Origin of the sequence: Enterococcus sp. DIV0755f, from assembly GCF_051713725.1 — a bacterium.
GTDB lineage: Bacteria > Bacillota > Bacilli > Lactobacillales > Enterococcaceae > Enterococcus_D > Enterococcus_D casseliflavus.
The window spans coordinates 2003360-2019272 of record NZ_JBIOQL010000001.1; the positions used below are offsets into that span (position 1 = coordinate 2003360).

Here is a 15913-nt window from a genome sequence, read left to right on the forward strand (position 1 = left end):
CTATGCCAAATGAAATTTTTTGCGTTGGATCGTCAAAAAGAAACACAATTCGATCAGAAGCCAAACCCCGCCTAATAAAAGTAAGCCTTTTTCCATCGTAAATCCTGCAGAACCAAAGTAAAAGCGTGTCCAGCCTGAAAGGACTTGTCCCACATTTTGATACAGATAGACATACAGCGTTTTATCAAGGTAGGCACTAAACCAGCGCCGTTGGAAAAGAAAGGGCGAAAGCAAACAAAAACCAGCCACAAGCAGATTAATCAGCTCTGAGCGAAACAGGGCACTGAACAGCAAGATGCCGCGACAATAAAGAAACTGCAAGAAAAGCGTTGCAAGAAAACATTGACTTAAAAAAAGACCGATGGCTTGTGTTTCAAAAGCATTGAAATCTGTGATCGGGTAGCGGGCATCAAAGGACGATGATAAAATCGTGACTGGCAGTTCCAAGGAACCAAAGCCGAATTGAATACCAGAGCCAAACCAGATAAAGAACATGGTTCCTAGCGTTGCGATTGCAGAACCAACCATCAACGCTGCCGTTTTACTCCAAAGGATCTCTTCTGCCGATAATGGCAGTGAAAGAAACAGGGATTTATGTCTTCGTTCTTTTGGTAAACAATCGATCGCCAAAAATAAAGAAACAGCAATTAATAGAATCGGTAAATATTCAGTAAAGCTTCGCTGTAATGCTTGCACCCCCGTTTTTTGCTCCATGACTGCTTGAGAGAGTTTGCTATTGGGCAGCTGGCTAAAAGCTTCCATCAGTTTTGCGGTTGATGCATAGCCGAAGCGCCCGTCATACCCAGCATAGTAATTTCGAAACGTGTAATAATCAGGGGTATAAAAAATATTTCGTTCATCGGTAAATTGCAAAGCGAGATGGTACCAAGTACTTGTGCTTTGTGCGTATGCTTGCCAGTCTTTCTCGGCTAGCGCGTCGAGCCGTTGTTTTTCTGCTTCATTCCATGGGGTAAACATTTCGACTGCCATGAATGCCGACCAATGGTCAGAGGGATTGGCTGCTTGTTGATCAAGAAAATCTTGTCGCACGGTATAGCGTTGTTGCATTTCTGTTTTATCTACTCGTTCAATCGGGCGAAAGTCTCTTTGCCAAAAACTGTAAACGCCGCTGTAGATCAGCAGCAAGCAAAAAAGGCCGATGGTTTTCTTGCTTTTTAACAGCTGGCGTAATTCAAAGAAAAAATAGTCTTTCATCCTTTACCTCCTCTCAACAAGCGATTCTGTTTATCCGCAACAAGCATGATGCTTAAACAAAGGAAGATCCACACTAGCGTCAGCAGCCAACTGGCATAGACGCCCCAAGAAGTGCCAGAGCCCAAAGCAAAGGCACCCGAATAAAATTTATCCATAGCAGCTAGATGAACTGGTAATATAGGGATCTTTTGCAGCATCGGAATCAAGCCGAATCCATAAAAAAGCACCAGTAAAAAGAAAGAGACGTATCGATTGGCTGCGACCATGTTCATGACAAAACCTAAGCATTCGATCAAACCAATCAGCAAGGCAAAAGAAACCATATTAGATAAAACACTCTGCCAAAAAGGTAAGGCTACCCAATCCCCACTGAGATAGACGGCTACTGGATACTGCCAATCCCCGAACTCCCCCAGAAGACTCATTGAAAGAAAGACGCCTAAGAAAAACACAAGCAAGATTCCTAAATTGGTGATCGTTTTGACAAAAACCTTACTGACCATCCGAATCGGGAAAATCTGTGGGTATGAGCGGATCAAGGAGAAGTGTTCTCTTTCTTCTAATAAATTGTCACTAGCAAAAAATGCCCAGAAGAAGAACCCAAAATTCAGTAAAAACGTTATTGCCAAAGCGACAGCCGTCTGGGTATTAGCAGCCGTGAGAACCGGATCTTTTTCTTGCTCGACTAAGGCTTGATAGACCGTCTGCTCTTGTTCGATCGACCACATCGGCGGTAAAAAGGCTTTGTCATCAACTGAAGACGCCCAAATCTGCTTTTTTAGCTCCGCCATTTGAATACTCGTTTGATTAAATCGTTCATATTCCTCCATAATCAAGTTGGACAGCTGCCGTGAGGTCAGAGTATTGTTATCAAGTAATAGCTGATATACCTCTTGCTCATCCGGTGAACCAGATTGATTGGCTTGGTAGCGATCAACAAGCCGTGAGGCTTCGGCTTTTTCTGCGGTAATGGTAGCGGGCAAGTTGATGGGTGCCATTAGTTTCAAATAAACGGAAAAACTGCAGCCTAAACTAAAGGCACCAATGAGTAGGAAGATGAATACTTTCTGCTTAACAGCTTTTGCCAGTTGGTTTTTAAAATAGTTCATTTGCTCTCCTCTCAAAAAAATAATTATTCATTCTTTTAGCATACCTTTTATGGAAAAAAATGCAATATAAAGTCTGAAAATTCTTTCAAATAGCATGACGAAAAGTTATTGACAAACCTGTTGAAAATCAGGTAAGATATTTTCTAGACGCGGCGTGACAGTACTACCTTAGCCTGCGTTTCCTTCTATAGTATTTGCGGAAATGACGGAATGGCAGACGTGCAAGATTGAGGGTCTTGTGAGCAATCGCTCGTGTGGGTTCAAATCCCATTTTCCGCATCCTTACAGCTTCCCATTGCGGGAAGCTGTTTTTTGTTTGCACAAAAGATCCCCCCTGGCGATCCTTCAATGAATTCCCTCGATCGCTTTGATCTTGAGTACCTACTCCTCAAAAGTTGAGAGTAACCTTCCTTTCCCCAAAGATAAAAAATCCAATAAAAATCCTTTTATCGTTGCATTTAGTGATATTTTTCATATAAAATGAATAATATAACGACTATTCATAAAATTTAGTTCGATATTCCGTTTTTTCTTATTAGCGTATCAGAAACAATTGCTTGAATGAACTTGTGATGGAAATCTTTTCAACATTTTTTCCATTCACCTGCCCTCCTCCTTCCCCCAGATGAACCAACCTCTGCCGACCGTTTTCTCAGTTACTTTCGATAGAAAGAAGGAGTCTAATGAAAAAAAGAATACTGATCACCCTATTGTCATTCGTTATTTTGCTTATCGGCTGCACGAAGGCAGATGAAGAACTGTCAGAGACCGTTGCGCTTGGCATCGACGCACGACTGGAATATACAAACCAGTCTGGAACGGGTTGGGCCTATTATCAACCAGCGACCTTAGAATTGCTGATTGCCGGCAGCCAAGCCGAACTGGCTATTTTGGAAGAACTTGATTCTTCCGACGAAGACCTTCAGCAATTGATCAGCCACACGATTGATTTGATGGCAACCGCTGAACGAGCGTTAGTGGAGCGTCGGATCAATGTCCCTGCTTGGTTTGCTGCTCGCATTGGTTATAGCCAGGCTCTGGCTGCGATTCATGAACGGAGCCCTATCATTCTCAGTAATCAAGACAACCTCAACAGTCTACTAGAGGTAGCAAACGAAACGATTCCTGAAGCCGATCCGCGGGAAAAGCTGGGGCTTTTGGCAGACGATATCGAGCAGCTTCAGCAGCTCACAGAAGATGCGCTTACTCTTCATCGCACAATCGAACTTGACGATGGACTCACTGCCACCGTTTACCACACAAGCGAAACAAATGTTGACGTCTTCGTTTTTGCGATGCCCGATGAGGAGTACGCATCTGGGTTTACTGTTCTGAATCGGGAAACTGCCGACGAGCAAAAAGCTGCTTTCTATGAAACGATTTTACGAGCGCTCGCCGTAAATATTCCTCGTGAATCAATGATGTTTATGAATCGATTCGATCAATCTTCTGATGAACATCAGCTGGCGGTGATGACCTATGGCTTTGATCATGACATTGATCAAGACATGGTCACTACCGTGTATCAACAGCTTCAAGAAGCAAACGCCAAACAAGAAGCAGCTTCGGCTTTGCAGCAAGAGCAAAACAATGACGAACAAACTCAGACCGAGAATAAAGGATCTTCAGAACAAAGACGAGCGATCGCTCGTGCCGAATCCTTTACGAACCTCATGGCTTTCTCACGTGCACGATTGATACAACAATTAGAATTTGAAGGGTTTACCCATAATGATGCCCAATGGGCAGTTGATCAGCTCACGATTGATTGGAACGAGCAGGCGTTGAAGAAAGCAAATAGTTATCATTCCTTGATGAGTCTTCCTCCTGACAACATTCGCCGGTTATTGGCTTTTGAAGACTTTTCAGAAGAACAAATCGACTACGCGATGACAAACATAGGTAACTAAAAGCTAGCGAAGAAAAGGGCATCGCGATGCCCATATGCTGTTGTAGTGACCTCAAAAAGTTAGGTTTTTTGGTCTAACTTTGGGGGCTCAGTTGATGTCCCTTGTATTGTGGCTATGTTTATACCCAAGAAAGAGCTCGATCTAATGCGTTCATTCGTACAAATTGGCGAGGTTTACTAGAGTCTCACGAGGAGGAGAAAAATGAAAAAACAAGTTTTGTTGCCTTTATTACTAATACTGTCCCTGATTTCAGGATGTGGGACGATAAATTCAGCAAGCCCTGAGGAACTTTCTGAACGCATCGGTGCAGCTTTAGATGCTGGTTGGGAACATACCTATCATGCAGAAAATCTTACTTATGATTTAAGTATTGAAAATCTCGAACTGATGATTCGAGGCAAAGAAGCAGAATTGGCCTTTCTAGACCAGGTCAATAGCAACTCAAAACACAAGGCAGCATTCATTGAAAACACGGAAACAATGATCGCACTCGCTCAAGAAGCGATCGAAGCTCGCTATCTGGATATGCCCAGTTGGGTTGCCGCTCGCAATGGCCGTATCGAAGCCTTACTTGCCATCCATGAAGAGAGCCCGATCATCGTCAGTAGACGAGCAAAATTGCAAGAATTATTCAACGAATACGAAGAGGATTTGGTACTAGTGACCGCTGGAGCAAACAATCCTCTTGCCGATGAAGAAGGGATCAATGAAGATACACGAGAAAAGCTTGGTTTGACACCTGATACACTTGAGCACTTACACCAACAAAGCGAAGACCAAGAAATCGAGTGGCAGAGTGCGATTGATTTGGCGAACGGTGTGACCATGAATGTCTTTTCAACAAAACATGAGCCAGTGGGGATTCTCACATTTACGAATGCTGGTGAGACCTACCCTTCCGCAATCACTTTGTTTAATGGACAAACGACGGAAATCGTTCCCGAGATAATGACTCCTTACGAAGCCGTTTCCGCTTATTTTTACGAAATTGCCGATGCTGTTTATGAAACGATTCCATACGGTTATCGATTTCTGGTTGAATCACTATGGCTTGAACTGGAAAACGACAATCGTTTTCAGTTCAGAACCTACGTGTTTGATAACGAAGTGACCGAGGAAACGATTTTAGCAGGGTTTCATCTCGCCCCGACTGTAGCAGCACGCTATGAGCGCGAAAACAATGCGACAGAACGAGAACGTGAAGCCTTTTTCCTCGTTAGAGCGCAAGGAAATCGTCGCTTTTATTCAAAACAAGAGATGGCAGAACTGTTAGAAACAGAAGGTTTTACTGCGGAGGAAACACAATGGGCACTAGAAACCCTAGATGTAGATTGGTATCGCCATGCTTTAGGACGCGCCAATCAATCCCGTCGGGTGTTAGGGATCCGTCAAAGAAATATGGCTGCTCATCTTGAAGGGAACGGCTTCTCACCTGATGAGATCGAATTTGCGATTGAAAACATGGAAAATTAATATGTAGGGGACGAGACCCCATTTCCCATTTTGTCTTAGCTTAAACAAAAAACCGACCAATCTTCCTGTTTAAGATTGGTCGGTTTCTTTATTTTTTGGTTTTGATTGGTACCATGGCTTTGCGCCGATGCTGCTTCATTATTGCTTGAAGACCATAGACACCAACTCCGATAATTCCTGCAAAAGCCGAAAAAGCAATAAAAATCACAGGAGACGCCCCACTTTCTATTAATTGTTTCCCTTGGACAAAGAAAAATAAGCCCATGCTGATCAATAATGCTAGAAATAGTGATTGTCCCGCCCCGTTTTTTTTCATGCTTGCTCTCCTTTTACTTGATTATAGGTTATTCTCTCATTTCATGAATGAAAAAACCTCCATCTTAAGGCTGATTCTTTCTTTCGATGATCAGATTGATCCCATTCGGATCAGTCAAATGCAAGCGGCTGTCTGTTTCTAACTCATACGAAACGCCTCTTGCCTTGAGATGACTTCGTAACGTAGAAAAAGCCAAAGCTGGCAAAACGATCGTAAAGTACGCTAAGCCTAGATCCTGTTCTTCCATAGCTGGAACATTTCTTCCCATCCAAATATTCGATCCGATATGGTGATGGTACGAACCAGCAGCAAAAAACTTTGCTTGGCTACCAAAATCTGAGGTCAAACGCATGCCTAAAACTTCTGTGTAGAATTCTTCTGTTTTTGCCAAGTCCGCCACTTTCAAATGGACATGCCCCACCGTGGTGCCAACTGGAAAGGTCGTTTGAGATCGGTCAGCGGCTCCCAGCACGCCTTGCGCGTCCATTTCGATAGTAACGCCTACGATCTCACCATCTGCTCGAATATCCCATTCACTCATCGGTTTGTCACGATACACTTCGATCCCATTTCCTTCTGGATCGCTCAGGTATAACGCTTCACTATATCCATGATCGCTGGCACCATCCAGGGGAGCTTTGGCTTCCAAATAATGAATCAGCATATTTCCTAGGTCTTTACGGCTAGGCAAAAGAAACGCCGTATGGAAAAGGCCTGTTTTCCGTGTCAAAGGCAACGGATCACTCACCTTCTCTAGAACTAAAAGCTCTTGCGCTCCCACGCCTAATCGCGCGTGATCTACACTTTGCTCCAATAAAGTCAGGCCGATCACGTCCGAATAAAACTGGCTCATTTTTTCTATGTTTGCTACTTTTAAAACGACTTTGCCAATTGCGGCTGCTGCATCGATTTGATAGGTGGATTGAATCATTGTCATCGCTATTTCCTCTTTTCTAAACAGTTAAATTCACTTGTACCTTTAAGTATAACACTAACTTTTAGTAAGTAAATAAATCTGCTTGTTGAGGAAAGGACTCCGTGATCTTCCGTGATTCCTAGAAACAAAGCATTTCCTCATCAGTCACAATCAAAGACAACTCGCTCACTTTTTCAGTGCTTCAATCAGTGAAATGGCTGGCTGCATCGCTTCTTCGGTCGTCCCTTCTAACACAACATAACAATATGGCTTGTATTCAGCGGTGATGGCCAATAGTTGTTGATAATCAATCATTCCTTCTCCCAATGGGACTACCTTGATTTTCCCATCGATTACTTGATAGTCTTTCAAGTGCAAGCAAACGATGGCATCGCCAAAGCGGGAAAAAGCTTCCCTTGTCAAAGCGACTTGCTCTTGATAGTTCTTCGCAGTAATCAGATTGGTTGGATCAAAGATGATCCCTAAATAGTCAGAGGGTACCCGTTCCAGCAATTCTTGGATTCGGTCGATCGATGATAGTGGATGATTCAAGCCCGCTTCAATTCCTAGCATCACTTGATGTCTCTTAGCCACTTGGACCAAACGCTTGATCACCTGAACCAAATCATCGAAAACGACGTCACTAAAATTTTCCTCGGTATACCCCATATTTGGCAAAACCGAACCAGTTTCACTTGCGACCATAGCTGCATCAAAATATTTGGCATGTGCGAGATAGGTCTCGAATCTGGATAAAATCGCTTCCCGTTTTTCCAGATCAGGATGGATCAGATTACAATAACAACTTAATAAAGCGACCTGAACGTGAGATTGACCAAAAACTCGTTTGAAAAAGCGGCCTAAACCAGGGATTAATTGCTCTGGCTCTGCCCATTGTGGGAAGGATTTATTTAATGCAAATTGAATGTTATGAATGTTTTGGGCGGCAATTTTTTGCGCTAATTCTTCTGGGGACCCATAATTCTTTAAATCATGCCCCCGAACAGTTAGTTGAAACATAGCTTCTCCTTTCTTCACTGCTTTTGAAGCAAAAAGAAGACCAAGCAGCCAATCACTTCAACTGGTCTTGGTCTTCAAATCTTTCAGCAGTAGCGGCTCCTCACTTCATCTATTTCTTCTCAATAGATGATCAGAACCTTTTGTGACCTTTATTGTTGTGAACGATAGTCTTCCGTGAACTCGTCAATGATTTGCTGTCCACCATTTCTTAAGAAGGTTTCGATCGCTGTATCAAACCCATCGATCTCGATTTCCCCAGTCATATATTGGTAGTAAGCGTCTGAGATTCCTTCAATCAAGCTTGACCATGAACGATCATAGGTTTCAGAGGTCAGCGATTGTGCAGGATTGATCACCGCAAACTCTTCATTTTCGCGAATCTTTTCATTGGCTAAGTTGACATATGGGTTGCTTGAAGGGAAAACTGTTACTAATTCTGATGGACGAGACGAAGAAAATGGTTGTACTTCTTGTTGCCACTTCGTATCATCTAAACGGACATAGACACCCTCATCATCAATTTCATAATGAACACCTTCGATCCCTTGCGTCATCAACGTAAACGGCTCTTCGTCCATCAAATCATTGATAAATTTCAAAACAACACGTAAGTCTTCTTCGGTTTCAACATTGTTTTTCGGAATGGCTAACCAGCCGCCCATTCCGCCATTGGTATCAGAAAGGATACGACGTTCCACATTTTCATGGACGATATCATTGATCAAGACCCATTCCATATGCTCTTCATCAGTACCAGCTGCATCATCAATGTAGTTACGTACTTCTTGCAAACCACTCAATACGATCCCACCACGACCTTGAACGATATAGTTCTTCTGATCATTTTTCGCCATTACCGCAAAATCAGAATTCATCCAGCCGTTATCATAGATATTACGGAACCATTCCATTGCTTCTTTGTATTCTGGTTGCATAAAGGATGGCATCACTTCATCATCATCCGTGATCGTAAACCAATTGTCTGCACCAAAGTAACCTGAAAGTGAACGGAACCCAACGTTAAAGGACTCATCACGCTCTACGAAACCAACCGTATCATCCGCACCGTTTCCATCTGGATCATCTTCCGTAAAGGCTTGGGCAACAGCTGCTAATTCTTCTAATGTCGACGGCACGTCCAAGCCTAAATTATCCAACCAATCTTTTCTGACAAGGACGCCATAACGCGCGATCGGTTTTAAAAACGGAACGCCGTAGATTCGACCATCAATTCGAGAAGACTCTAACCGATCTTCGGAAATTTCTGCCAAATTCGGGAACTCTTCTAAATAGGGTTCCACATCCCAGAACATTCCAGATGCGAGTGAGCTGCGGACGGTTGTGTTATTGATTTCTGTCAGACTAACGATATCTGCTAAAGAATTCGACGCCAATGCTGCATTCAAGCGTTCTGTTTTTGAAGCATCTGGCACCCACGTAAAGTCGATCTCGACCCCTGTGTATTCTTCTAGCTTTTGCGTGACATCTCCAGATGGTGGGGAAGCAGTATGTAGCATCGCCATCCAAGAAATACTTGATTTCCCTTCGCTTTCTGGTCCTTCAGGTGAACCTCCACCATCGCCGCAGCCTGCTAAAAACAGTCCAGCACATAATAATAAACTTGCAACTTTCAACTTTTTCATTTGTTAACCTTCTTTCTCTATTTTTAGGGAGCCATCATCGAGCGGATCTTTCCCTTGATACGTAAAATATTCAAAATCGGCATAGCTTTTGCCAAAGTGATCTAAATCATGGGCACTGATTCCAATGAAATTCCCCGTAAAACCACCAGACAAGAACTGGATGTTTTGCTTTTTAAAGGGATGCCACGTTTGTGATTGCCGATAGAACCATTGGGCTTCTAGATAAGAACCGACTACTTTCAATCCAATCGGCTCACTTGCAGCAGCGAGGGGCAATTTATCTGGGAACAAGTGAAATTCTCCTTCACAACACCGCAGCAACCGAAGGACCTTGTCTTCTTTTTCATCATAGGTTACGTAGAAAAACAAATAGTTTTCTTCATTTAAGAAAAGCGACAATCCAGCCATCTGATTGAACGATTGGGGGTGGTATTCCATCACTGTTTCAGCTTCAAAACAAACGTCTTGTTGACGAATCGCCAATAAGTGCTTATGAAAGTTCGATTGCATCGATTCTCCGCCGATCAATCGCAAATACCCTGGTCGCTCACTCAGATTGCACCACTCTTCATTGGGCAGCAATCGTCTGCCGTTCCATGCTTTTTGCAACGATCCTTTAAAGTCATCAATAAAAACAGCAGGTGATGCCCTTTGCTTCTGAGCGTCGCTAGCGAGCCTGATGGTTTGATCTGGGATCGTATCGTTATTGCTAAGACGCAGCCATCCTTCGTGATCCCAATAGACAGTTTGGAGTGCTGTCTCTCGTCCAAGGATCGCTGCCCCTTCTACTGGCCGAGTCATCAAATAGCTCATGACCCATTCTCCTGATGGCGCAATCGTCAAACTGCCATGACCTGTACATTGAAAAGGGGAATCTTCGCGCTGATAGGCACGCATCATGGGAAAATGCGGATCTACTTCATAAGGTCCAGTGATGGTTTTACTACGACAAACTGTTACCGCATGACCTGCACCCGTTCCTCCTTCTGCCGTCAGTAAGTAATAACACTCATTGTGGTAATAAAGATGCGGTGCTTCAGTCTTCGCCAGCTGGGTTCCAGAAAAAATTGGCACTCTGTCACCGATCAAGCACCCTTGTGCTTCAGAGTATTCTTGGAGCACGATCCCCACCGATTTATTTGGTGTATCCTTACGATAATCCCAAAGCGCATTCAGTAACCAGATACGCCCCTCTTGATCATGAAACAAGGACGGATCAAAGCCACTACCATTTAAGTAAATGGGCTCACTCCATGGCCCATGAATGGTAGGAGCCGTGATGAGATAGTTTCGACAGTCTTTGAAGGGGCGTGTCGTGTTGCGAACATTTGTATAGACACAATAGTATTGTCCGTTTGCGTAGCTGATTTGCGGTGCCCAAATGCTGCAATTTGCTGTGTTGCCTAATAAATCCACTTGATTGGTCAGAATATCTGTTTCATGGGACCAATTGACTAGATCTTGAGAACAGTAGACCCGAATTCCTGGCAACCACTCAAAGGAAGAAACCGCTAAATAATAAGTATCCTCGACTTTTAAAATACTCGGATCAGGATGAAACCCTCTTAAAATCGGATTATTGATTATTGCCTTCATGCAACCCCTCCTTGTTTGCTGACTGCGTCCGTTGTTTTTTTCTTGTGTCCGTCATCGCGATGGAGAAAACAAAAACCCGCCGCTAAAAAGAAACAAAAGGCAATCGGAAAAGCGATCATTTGACTACCAATCAATGTCACGACACCAGTCAAAAAATAAATAGCACAAGATTGCTTTCGATAATTACGATAGCGAACAAGCATCGTCGCCACTGAAACCAATATCAGGAGTGCCAACAGCGTGAAGCCAAACCAAGCACCGAGTGTTTGAAATTGCGCCAATGCTGCTTCTGCCGTCATTTGATTCAGTATAGTGGGAAACGCACGTTGAAAGATCTCTTCGAACTGCTGGACAGTCATTTGATTGATCGCCAAGGAAAAGCCGCCCATAAACACCAGAGCGAGAACCATCCCGATCCAGCCAGACCATTTTGCCTTGCTCATTTTTCTATCACTCCTTCAAGAGTCACCCATTCAGGACGTTGGGGACTTCTTTGGTAACAACACATTCGCTCCGTGAATGTGACCGTTTGGTGGCTTGCTGTTTTTCCCCAATCCGACCATCCGCAAGGGGCGAGCTGTTGATCAAAGCAGCAGGATAAAAAGGTGACTTTGGCGTCATTACGCCAAGGACGGCCTAAATAATAGGCTTTGTCCCCTGTCACTCGGCACCGATCGAAGGTTAACCCGCTTGCTTGTTTGCTGGTTGAGGCAGCAGTAACGTAGTTCGTTTGTGGTGTATTTTTACAATGCAAGCGACACTCTTCAAAGGTGGCGAAACCACCGCCAAAAATAAAATCGACTGTTCCACTGATTCTGCAATGCAAAAACAAACTCTGTTGTTGGTCAAAGATTGTCTTTCGCCAAGGACTGATCATTGGTTCGCCTTCTTTGGTATATTTTGGCAATGGACCCAGGCACAAGGTATCTTGAAAAGCATCGAGATGACAGCGTTCGAAGCGAATGTCATCCCCTTCGATATAGACGGCAACTGCTTGCCCGACTGCTTGCCCATACCCTGCGTCATTGATGATGGTCAGGTTTTTTACAAAGACTTCTCGGCTATTGATAAAGAGCGTCGCTGTTTGAAACGTTCCTCTTTTTTGCCCATTTTCATCGGTTTGCTCGGCAGCCAAGTGGTAGCATAAGAACGTGTTAGGTTCCGCGATCAACGTAAGCTGGTTTTTATAAATTTTCACCTGTTCTTGATACACGCCAGAGGCGATCGTGATTTCACAAGGTACGTTTAAGGCTTCAGCAGCCAGCACGGCTGCTTGGATACTCGTAAAATCACCCTTTTGCGGCTCTTTACTAACCTTTAGCTTGATAGGAGGTGCTGTTTTAGAAATTCGATCCACTGCGCTCTCATCTCCTTGGTTTCTTCATGACCGCCTGGCAAGCAACACGCCTGCCAATGCTCCTTGTAGCCTATTGCTTCATAATGCTGTCCGAGCTGCTGATCCAAACGAGCGACGCCGCTTGAGGGGCAGCCACGATCCTCTTTGCCAACCAAACTCAAACGCGGGCGTGGTGCGATCTGTTTTTGGATCGCCGCAGTCGTAAAGTCTTTCAACACATTAGGAACATAATAGTAAAACCCATGTTTGCTTAGACGGTCCTCTTCGATCAATGCTTGATAGTCCACTTGTGCTGCCATGTCCACCACCACTGATATCCGTTCATCTAGCGCTGCCAACCACCAGCTCATCAAGCCGCCCATAGAAAGTCCCAATGTGGCGATAGCGGAATGTCTCACTTCTTTGCGGGAAGCAAGATAGGTCAAAAACTGTTGGTTGTCATAGATTCGTTGGCCCCATAATGTTTTGCCTTGCAACAGAAACCGCTTGTAGCTATCATTCTCACCGTTTTTTCGTTCGCCAAAGCCCCACATGTCGATCACCCCAACGGCGACGCCCAAGTTCATAAATGTCGTGAATAGGCTTTCTTTTTGCATATAACACGGACTTTGTCGCAGTTCTTCTTTCCCCCTCGTGAAGTCGCCGCCATGAGAATGATTGAACAAAACGAGTGGAACAGGTTGCTGAGAGCTAGGATAAGCAAAGTATGCAGGGACATCCTCTTCTTGATTTAATCGTAGAAGTAAATGTTCCAAGGTATAATTTTGCACTTGCTCTTTTGTTTGCTGAACCACTTGTGGTGCAACTTTCATATCAGGACCTAGCAGCTGTAGTAACTGAGGATCCCTCACAAAAAATCTCCTTGAAATGCCAGAGGCTGACGATTCTCAAATGATTGTGTGACGGTGATTTCCCGACTATTCTCGATATGGAACGCTTCAGTTACGCCTTCCAAATTGATACGATCAAACTGAATATTCCGTCCACAGCCAATATAAAAGCCTTGTTTTGTCATCTCTTCGATACCTGTCATCATTGCAGGCTTTCCTGGAATTGGGTGTTCAGCCATAGAGACAGCAATATCTTGGAAAGTGATATCTGAAATAAATTGTTCAGCCAAGCCATAAACAAACCCAGCGGCCGCATGAACATTCCGAGCCGAGATATTTGCAAAATGGATTCTCCGAAAATGAGGGGTTTCCTCGGTGATCGGGTACGGATTTTTATCCCAAACATACTTTTCTTTGCCTTTCGGTCCACAAAAATAGTAAAGATTTAAAGTGAATGGACAGATAACATTATCCATCACAATGTTATTCACTCGAATATCTTCGATCGTTCCGCCACGTCCCCGACGGGATTTCAACCGAATCCCACGATCGGTATCTTGAAAAATACAGTTACTGATGGTGACATTACGAATATCGCCGCTCATCTCACTACCTAGAACGACTGCCCCATGCCCATGAAGCATATGGCAATTTACGATCGTGATATTATCACAAGCGACCCGTTCTTTGGTGTCCTCCGTTCCTGATTTGATGGCGATACAATCATCACCAACATCGATATGACAGTTACTGATGCGGACATTTTTACAAGATTCAGGATCGATCCCATCCGTATTTGGCGAATCCGCTGGATTTTTGATGCGAAGATTATCGATCGTTAGATCTTGGCAAAGAATCGGATTGACGGTCCAACTTGGTGAATCGACAAGACGGATATCTTTCAACGTAATTTGCTGGCAAGAGTCAAAACTGATTAATTTTGGTCGTGGATAAGCAAGCTGTTCACGGTTTTCCCGAAAGGTCTTCCACCATCTTTGCCCTTGTCCATCAAGCATTCCTAGTCCTGTGACAGCGATATTTTGCGCATTCTCGGAATATAAACAAGAGGCATAAACTTCCCGTTTGACCCCTTCCCAGCGAGACACAACGACGGGATAGTCTTTGGGATCATCAGAAAATACTAGGGTCGCCCCCAATAGTAGGTGCAGTTCAACATTACTTTTTAAAAAGAGCGCTCCTGTCGGATAGCGTCCTGCGGAAAAAGTGATTCTGCCTCCTCCTTGTTGATGCAATTCATCAATTTTTTCTTGAATCGCTTCTGTCAACAGACCTTCTTTTTCTTGTAAATCAGCTGTAGTCAATTGGATATTCATTTCTTGCTTCCTTCCTCCGTTAGTGGTTGTAGCAGTAAACTCGCTTGTAAAAAGGCACCGTATCCTTTGAAATCATTCGTGATAACGGGTTCACTGATATAGTAAACAAACGTACCATCCCGATCATCTGGTCCACCAAGACCAGCAACTTCACAGTTTCTGATCAGATTCAACCAGCCTTCTTTTGTTAAAAAGACAAACTCATCAAGCAATCCTTGATAGGTCTCTTGGGCAAACACTTGCCATTTTTGATCGATGATCCCTGCTTTGACTGCTTTCGCTGTTGCGTAACAAATCATTGAAGAAGCGGATGCTTCTAAATAATTCCCACGCTCACTGCCTTTATCTAAGACTTGATACCACACTTTTTTCTGGGGATCTCTTACTTTAGCAAGAGCTTCTAGACAGGAGACAAACATTTTTTCTAATGGATTCTTCTGCTCTGATTCCCCTAATAGCACCATCGTATCTGCGAGAGCCATCATGAACCATCCCATTGATCGTCCCCAGAAATTTTTTGAACAACCGGTCTCAGGATCTGCCCACGGCTGGACTTTTTGTTCATCCCACGCGTGATACAAAAGACCCGTTTTTGGATCTAGGGTATGAGTAAAGCATAAGGTGAATTGCTTGATTACATCTTCCAATGCTTCTTCTTTCTCAAATGTCAGTGCGTATTCTGTTAGAAATGGGGCCCCCATATATAAGCCATCTAACCACATTTGATAAGGATAGATTTTTTTATGCCAGAACCCGCCTTCGCTTGTTCTTGGCATCTGCTGTAATTGTTGATACAGCGTGTCCAAGGCGATCTTGTATTTTGAAGCACCTGTTTCTTTGTATAGTAAGAATAAACATTTGCCATTATTGATGTAATCGATATTCATCGCATCCATCTGATAGTTTTTGATACAACCGTCTTCGTCAATATAAAAATCCATCGTGTTTTGGATATAGTCGAAATAGCGTTTGTCACCAGTTTGCTCATAGGCTTCTTTCACGCCTTGTAAAACGACCCCGATGTCATAGGACCATTTTCCGTGATAAATTTTTTCTTTGCATAAGTAGTCATAGCGCTCAAATAATGTGTTCAAAGCAATTTCCGAATAGTTCTTCATGTACGATACTTCCTTTTATTGTAGTCTCCTCAATTCATAGAGCTATTTGAATGAATCCGTTTTACCGGCTGTATTT

General features: G+C 43.6%; 14 protein-coding genes and 1 tRNA gene. 3 read left to right on the plus strand and 12 right to left on the minus strand.

Annotated elements, in window-relative coordinates; genetic code table 11:
* Nucleotides 1-1215, minus strand: coding sequence for an ABC transporter permease (locus IGI73_RS09085; protein ID WP_325845038.1), 1215 nt, complete (start codon nt 1213-1215; stop codon nt 1-3).
* Nucleotides 1212-2324 carry a hypothetical protein gene (locus tag IGI73_RS09090; protein WP_428207208.1) on the minus strand — a complete coding sequence of 371 codons (1113 nt, stop codon included), beginning with the start codon at nt 2322-2324 and terminating at the stop codon, nt 1212-1214. Before IGI73_RS09090 ends, IGI73_RS09085 begins: the two co-directional genes overlap by 4 nt.
* 196 nt (nt 2325-2520) lie before the next feature.
* Here IGI73_RS09090 and IGI73_RS09095 point away from each other — a divergent pair.
* The 3 genes from IGI73_RS09095 to IGI73_RS09105 all read left to right on the plus strand — a co-directional run bounded on the left by IGI73_RS09095 (nt 2521) and on the right by IGI73_RS09105 (nt 5707).
* Nucleotides 2521-2603 (plus strand) — tRNA-Leu (locus IGI73_RS09095).
* 404 nt (nt 2604-3007) lie between these two features.
* Complete coding sequence (locus tag IGI73_RS09100; protein ID WP_428207207.1) at nt 3008-4234, plus strand: Ltp family lipoprotein; 1227 nt, start codon at nt 3008-3010, stop codon at nt 4232-4234.
* A 201-nt stretch (nt 4235-4435) separates the two neighbouring features.
* On the plus strand, nt 4436-5707 hold the full coding sequence (locus IGI73_RS09105; RefSeq protein WP_421758634.1) for a hypothetical protein: 1272 nt from the start codon (nt 4436-4438) through the stop codon (nt 5705-5707).
* 88 nt (nt 5708-5795) lie between these two features.
* Here the strand turns inward: IGI73_RS09105 and IGI73_RS09110 are convergent, their stop codons facing one another.
* From IGI73_RS09110 to IGI73_RS09155, 10 genes are all read right to left on the minus strand, one after another.
* Nucleotides 5796-6023, minus strand: a complete 228-nt coding sequence (locus IGI73_RS09110) for a hypothetical protein (protein ID WP_005229963.1) — start codon at nt 6021-6023, stop codon at nt 5796-5798.
* A gap of 64 nt (nt 6024-6087) precedes the next feature.
* Nucleotides 6088-6960: a VOC family protein gene (locus tag IGI73_RS09115; protein ID WP_422704114.1), complete on the minus strand. Its 873-nt coding sequence runs from the start codon at nt 6958-6960 to the stop codon at nt 6088-6090.
* 165 nt (nt 6961-7125) lie between these two features.
* On the minus strand, nt 7126-7959 hold the full coding sequence (locus IGI73_RS09120) for a sugar phosphate isomerase/epimerase family protein (RefSeq protein WP_438759190.1): 834 nt from the start codon (nt 7957-7959) through the stop codon (nt 7126-7128).
* A 149-nt stretch (nt 7960-8108) separates the two neighbouring features.
* Nucleotides 8109-9602, minus strand: a complete 1494-nt coding sequence (locus tag IGI73_RS09125; protein WP_015509909.1) for an extracellular solute-binding protein — start codon at nt 9600-9602, stop codon at nt 8109-8111.
* A gap of 3 nt (nt 9603-9605) precedes the next feature.
* Nucleotides 9606-11198 (minus strand): glycoside hydrolase family 43 protein, encoded by a 1593-nt coding sequence (locus IGI73_RS09130; protein ID WP_428207205.1) that lies wholly within the window; start codon nt 11196-11198, stop codon nt 9606-9608.
* Entirely contained in the window at nt 11195-11641 is a 447-nt protein-coding gene (locus tag IGI73_RS09135) for a DUF4064 domain-containing protein (RefSeq protein WP_151195050.1), read from the minus strand. Before IGI73_RS09135 ends, IGI73_RS09130 begins: the two co-directional genes overlap by 4 nt.
* A complete protein-coding gene (locus IGI73_RS09140; protein WP_428207204.1) occupies nt 11638-12555 on the minus strand; it encodes a pectinesterase family protein in 918 nt (305 codons plus the stop codon). The genes IGI73_RS09135 and IGI73_RS09140 overlap by 4 nt, the downstream gene beginning before the upstream one ends.
* Nucleotides 12516-13406, minus strand: coding sequence for a dienelactone hydrolase family protein (locus tag IGI73_RS09145; RefSeq protein WP_151195048.1), 891 nt, complete (start codon nt 13404-13406; stop codon nt 12516-12518). Before IGI73_RS09145 ends, IGI73_RS09140 begins: the two co-directional genes overlap by 40 nt.
* Nucleotides 13403-14719, minus strand: a complete 1317-nt coding sequence (locus IGI73_RS09150; protein ID WP_428207203.1) for a glycoside hydrolase family 28 protein — start codon at nt 14717-14719, stop codon at nt 13403-13405. The genes IGI73_RS09145 and IGI73_RS09150 overlap by 4 nt, the downstream gene beginning before the upstream one ends.
* Nucleotides 14716-15837 carry a glycoside hydrolase family 88/105 protein gene (locus IGI73_RS09155; protein WP_428207202.1) on the minus strand — a complete coding sequence of 374 codons (1122 nt, stop codon included), beginning with the start codon at nt 15835-15837 and terminating at the stop codon, nt 14716-14718. Before IGI73_RS09155 ends, IGI73_RS09150 begins: the two co-directional genes overlap by 4 nt.
* Nucleotides 15838-15913: the final 76 nt, after the last annotated feature.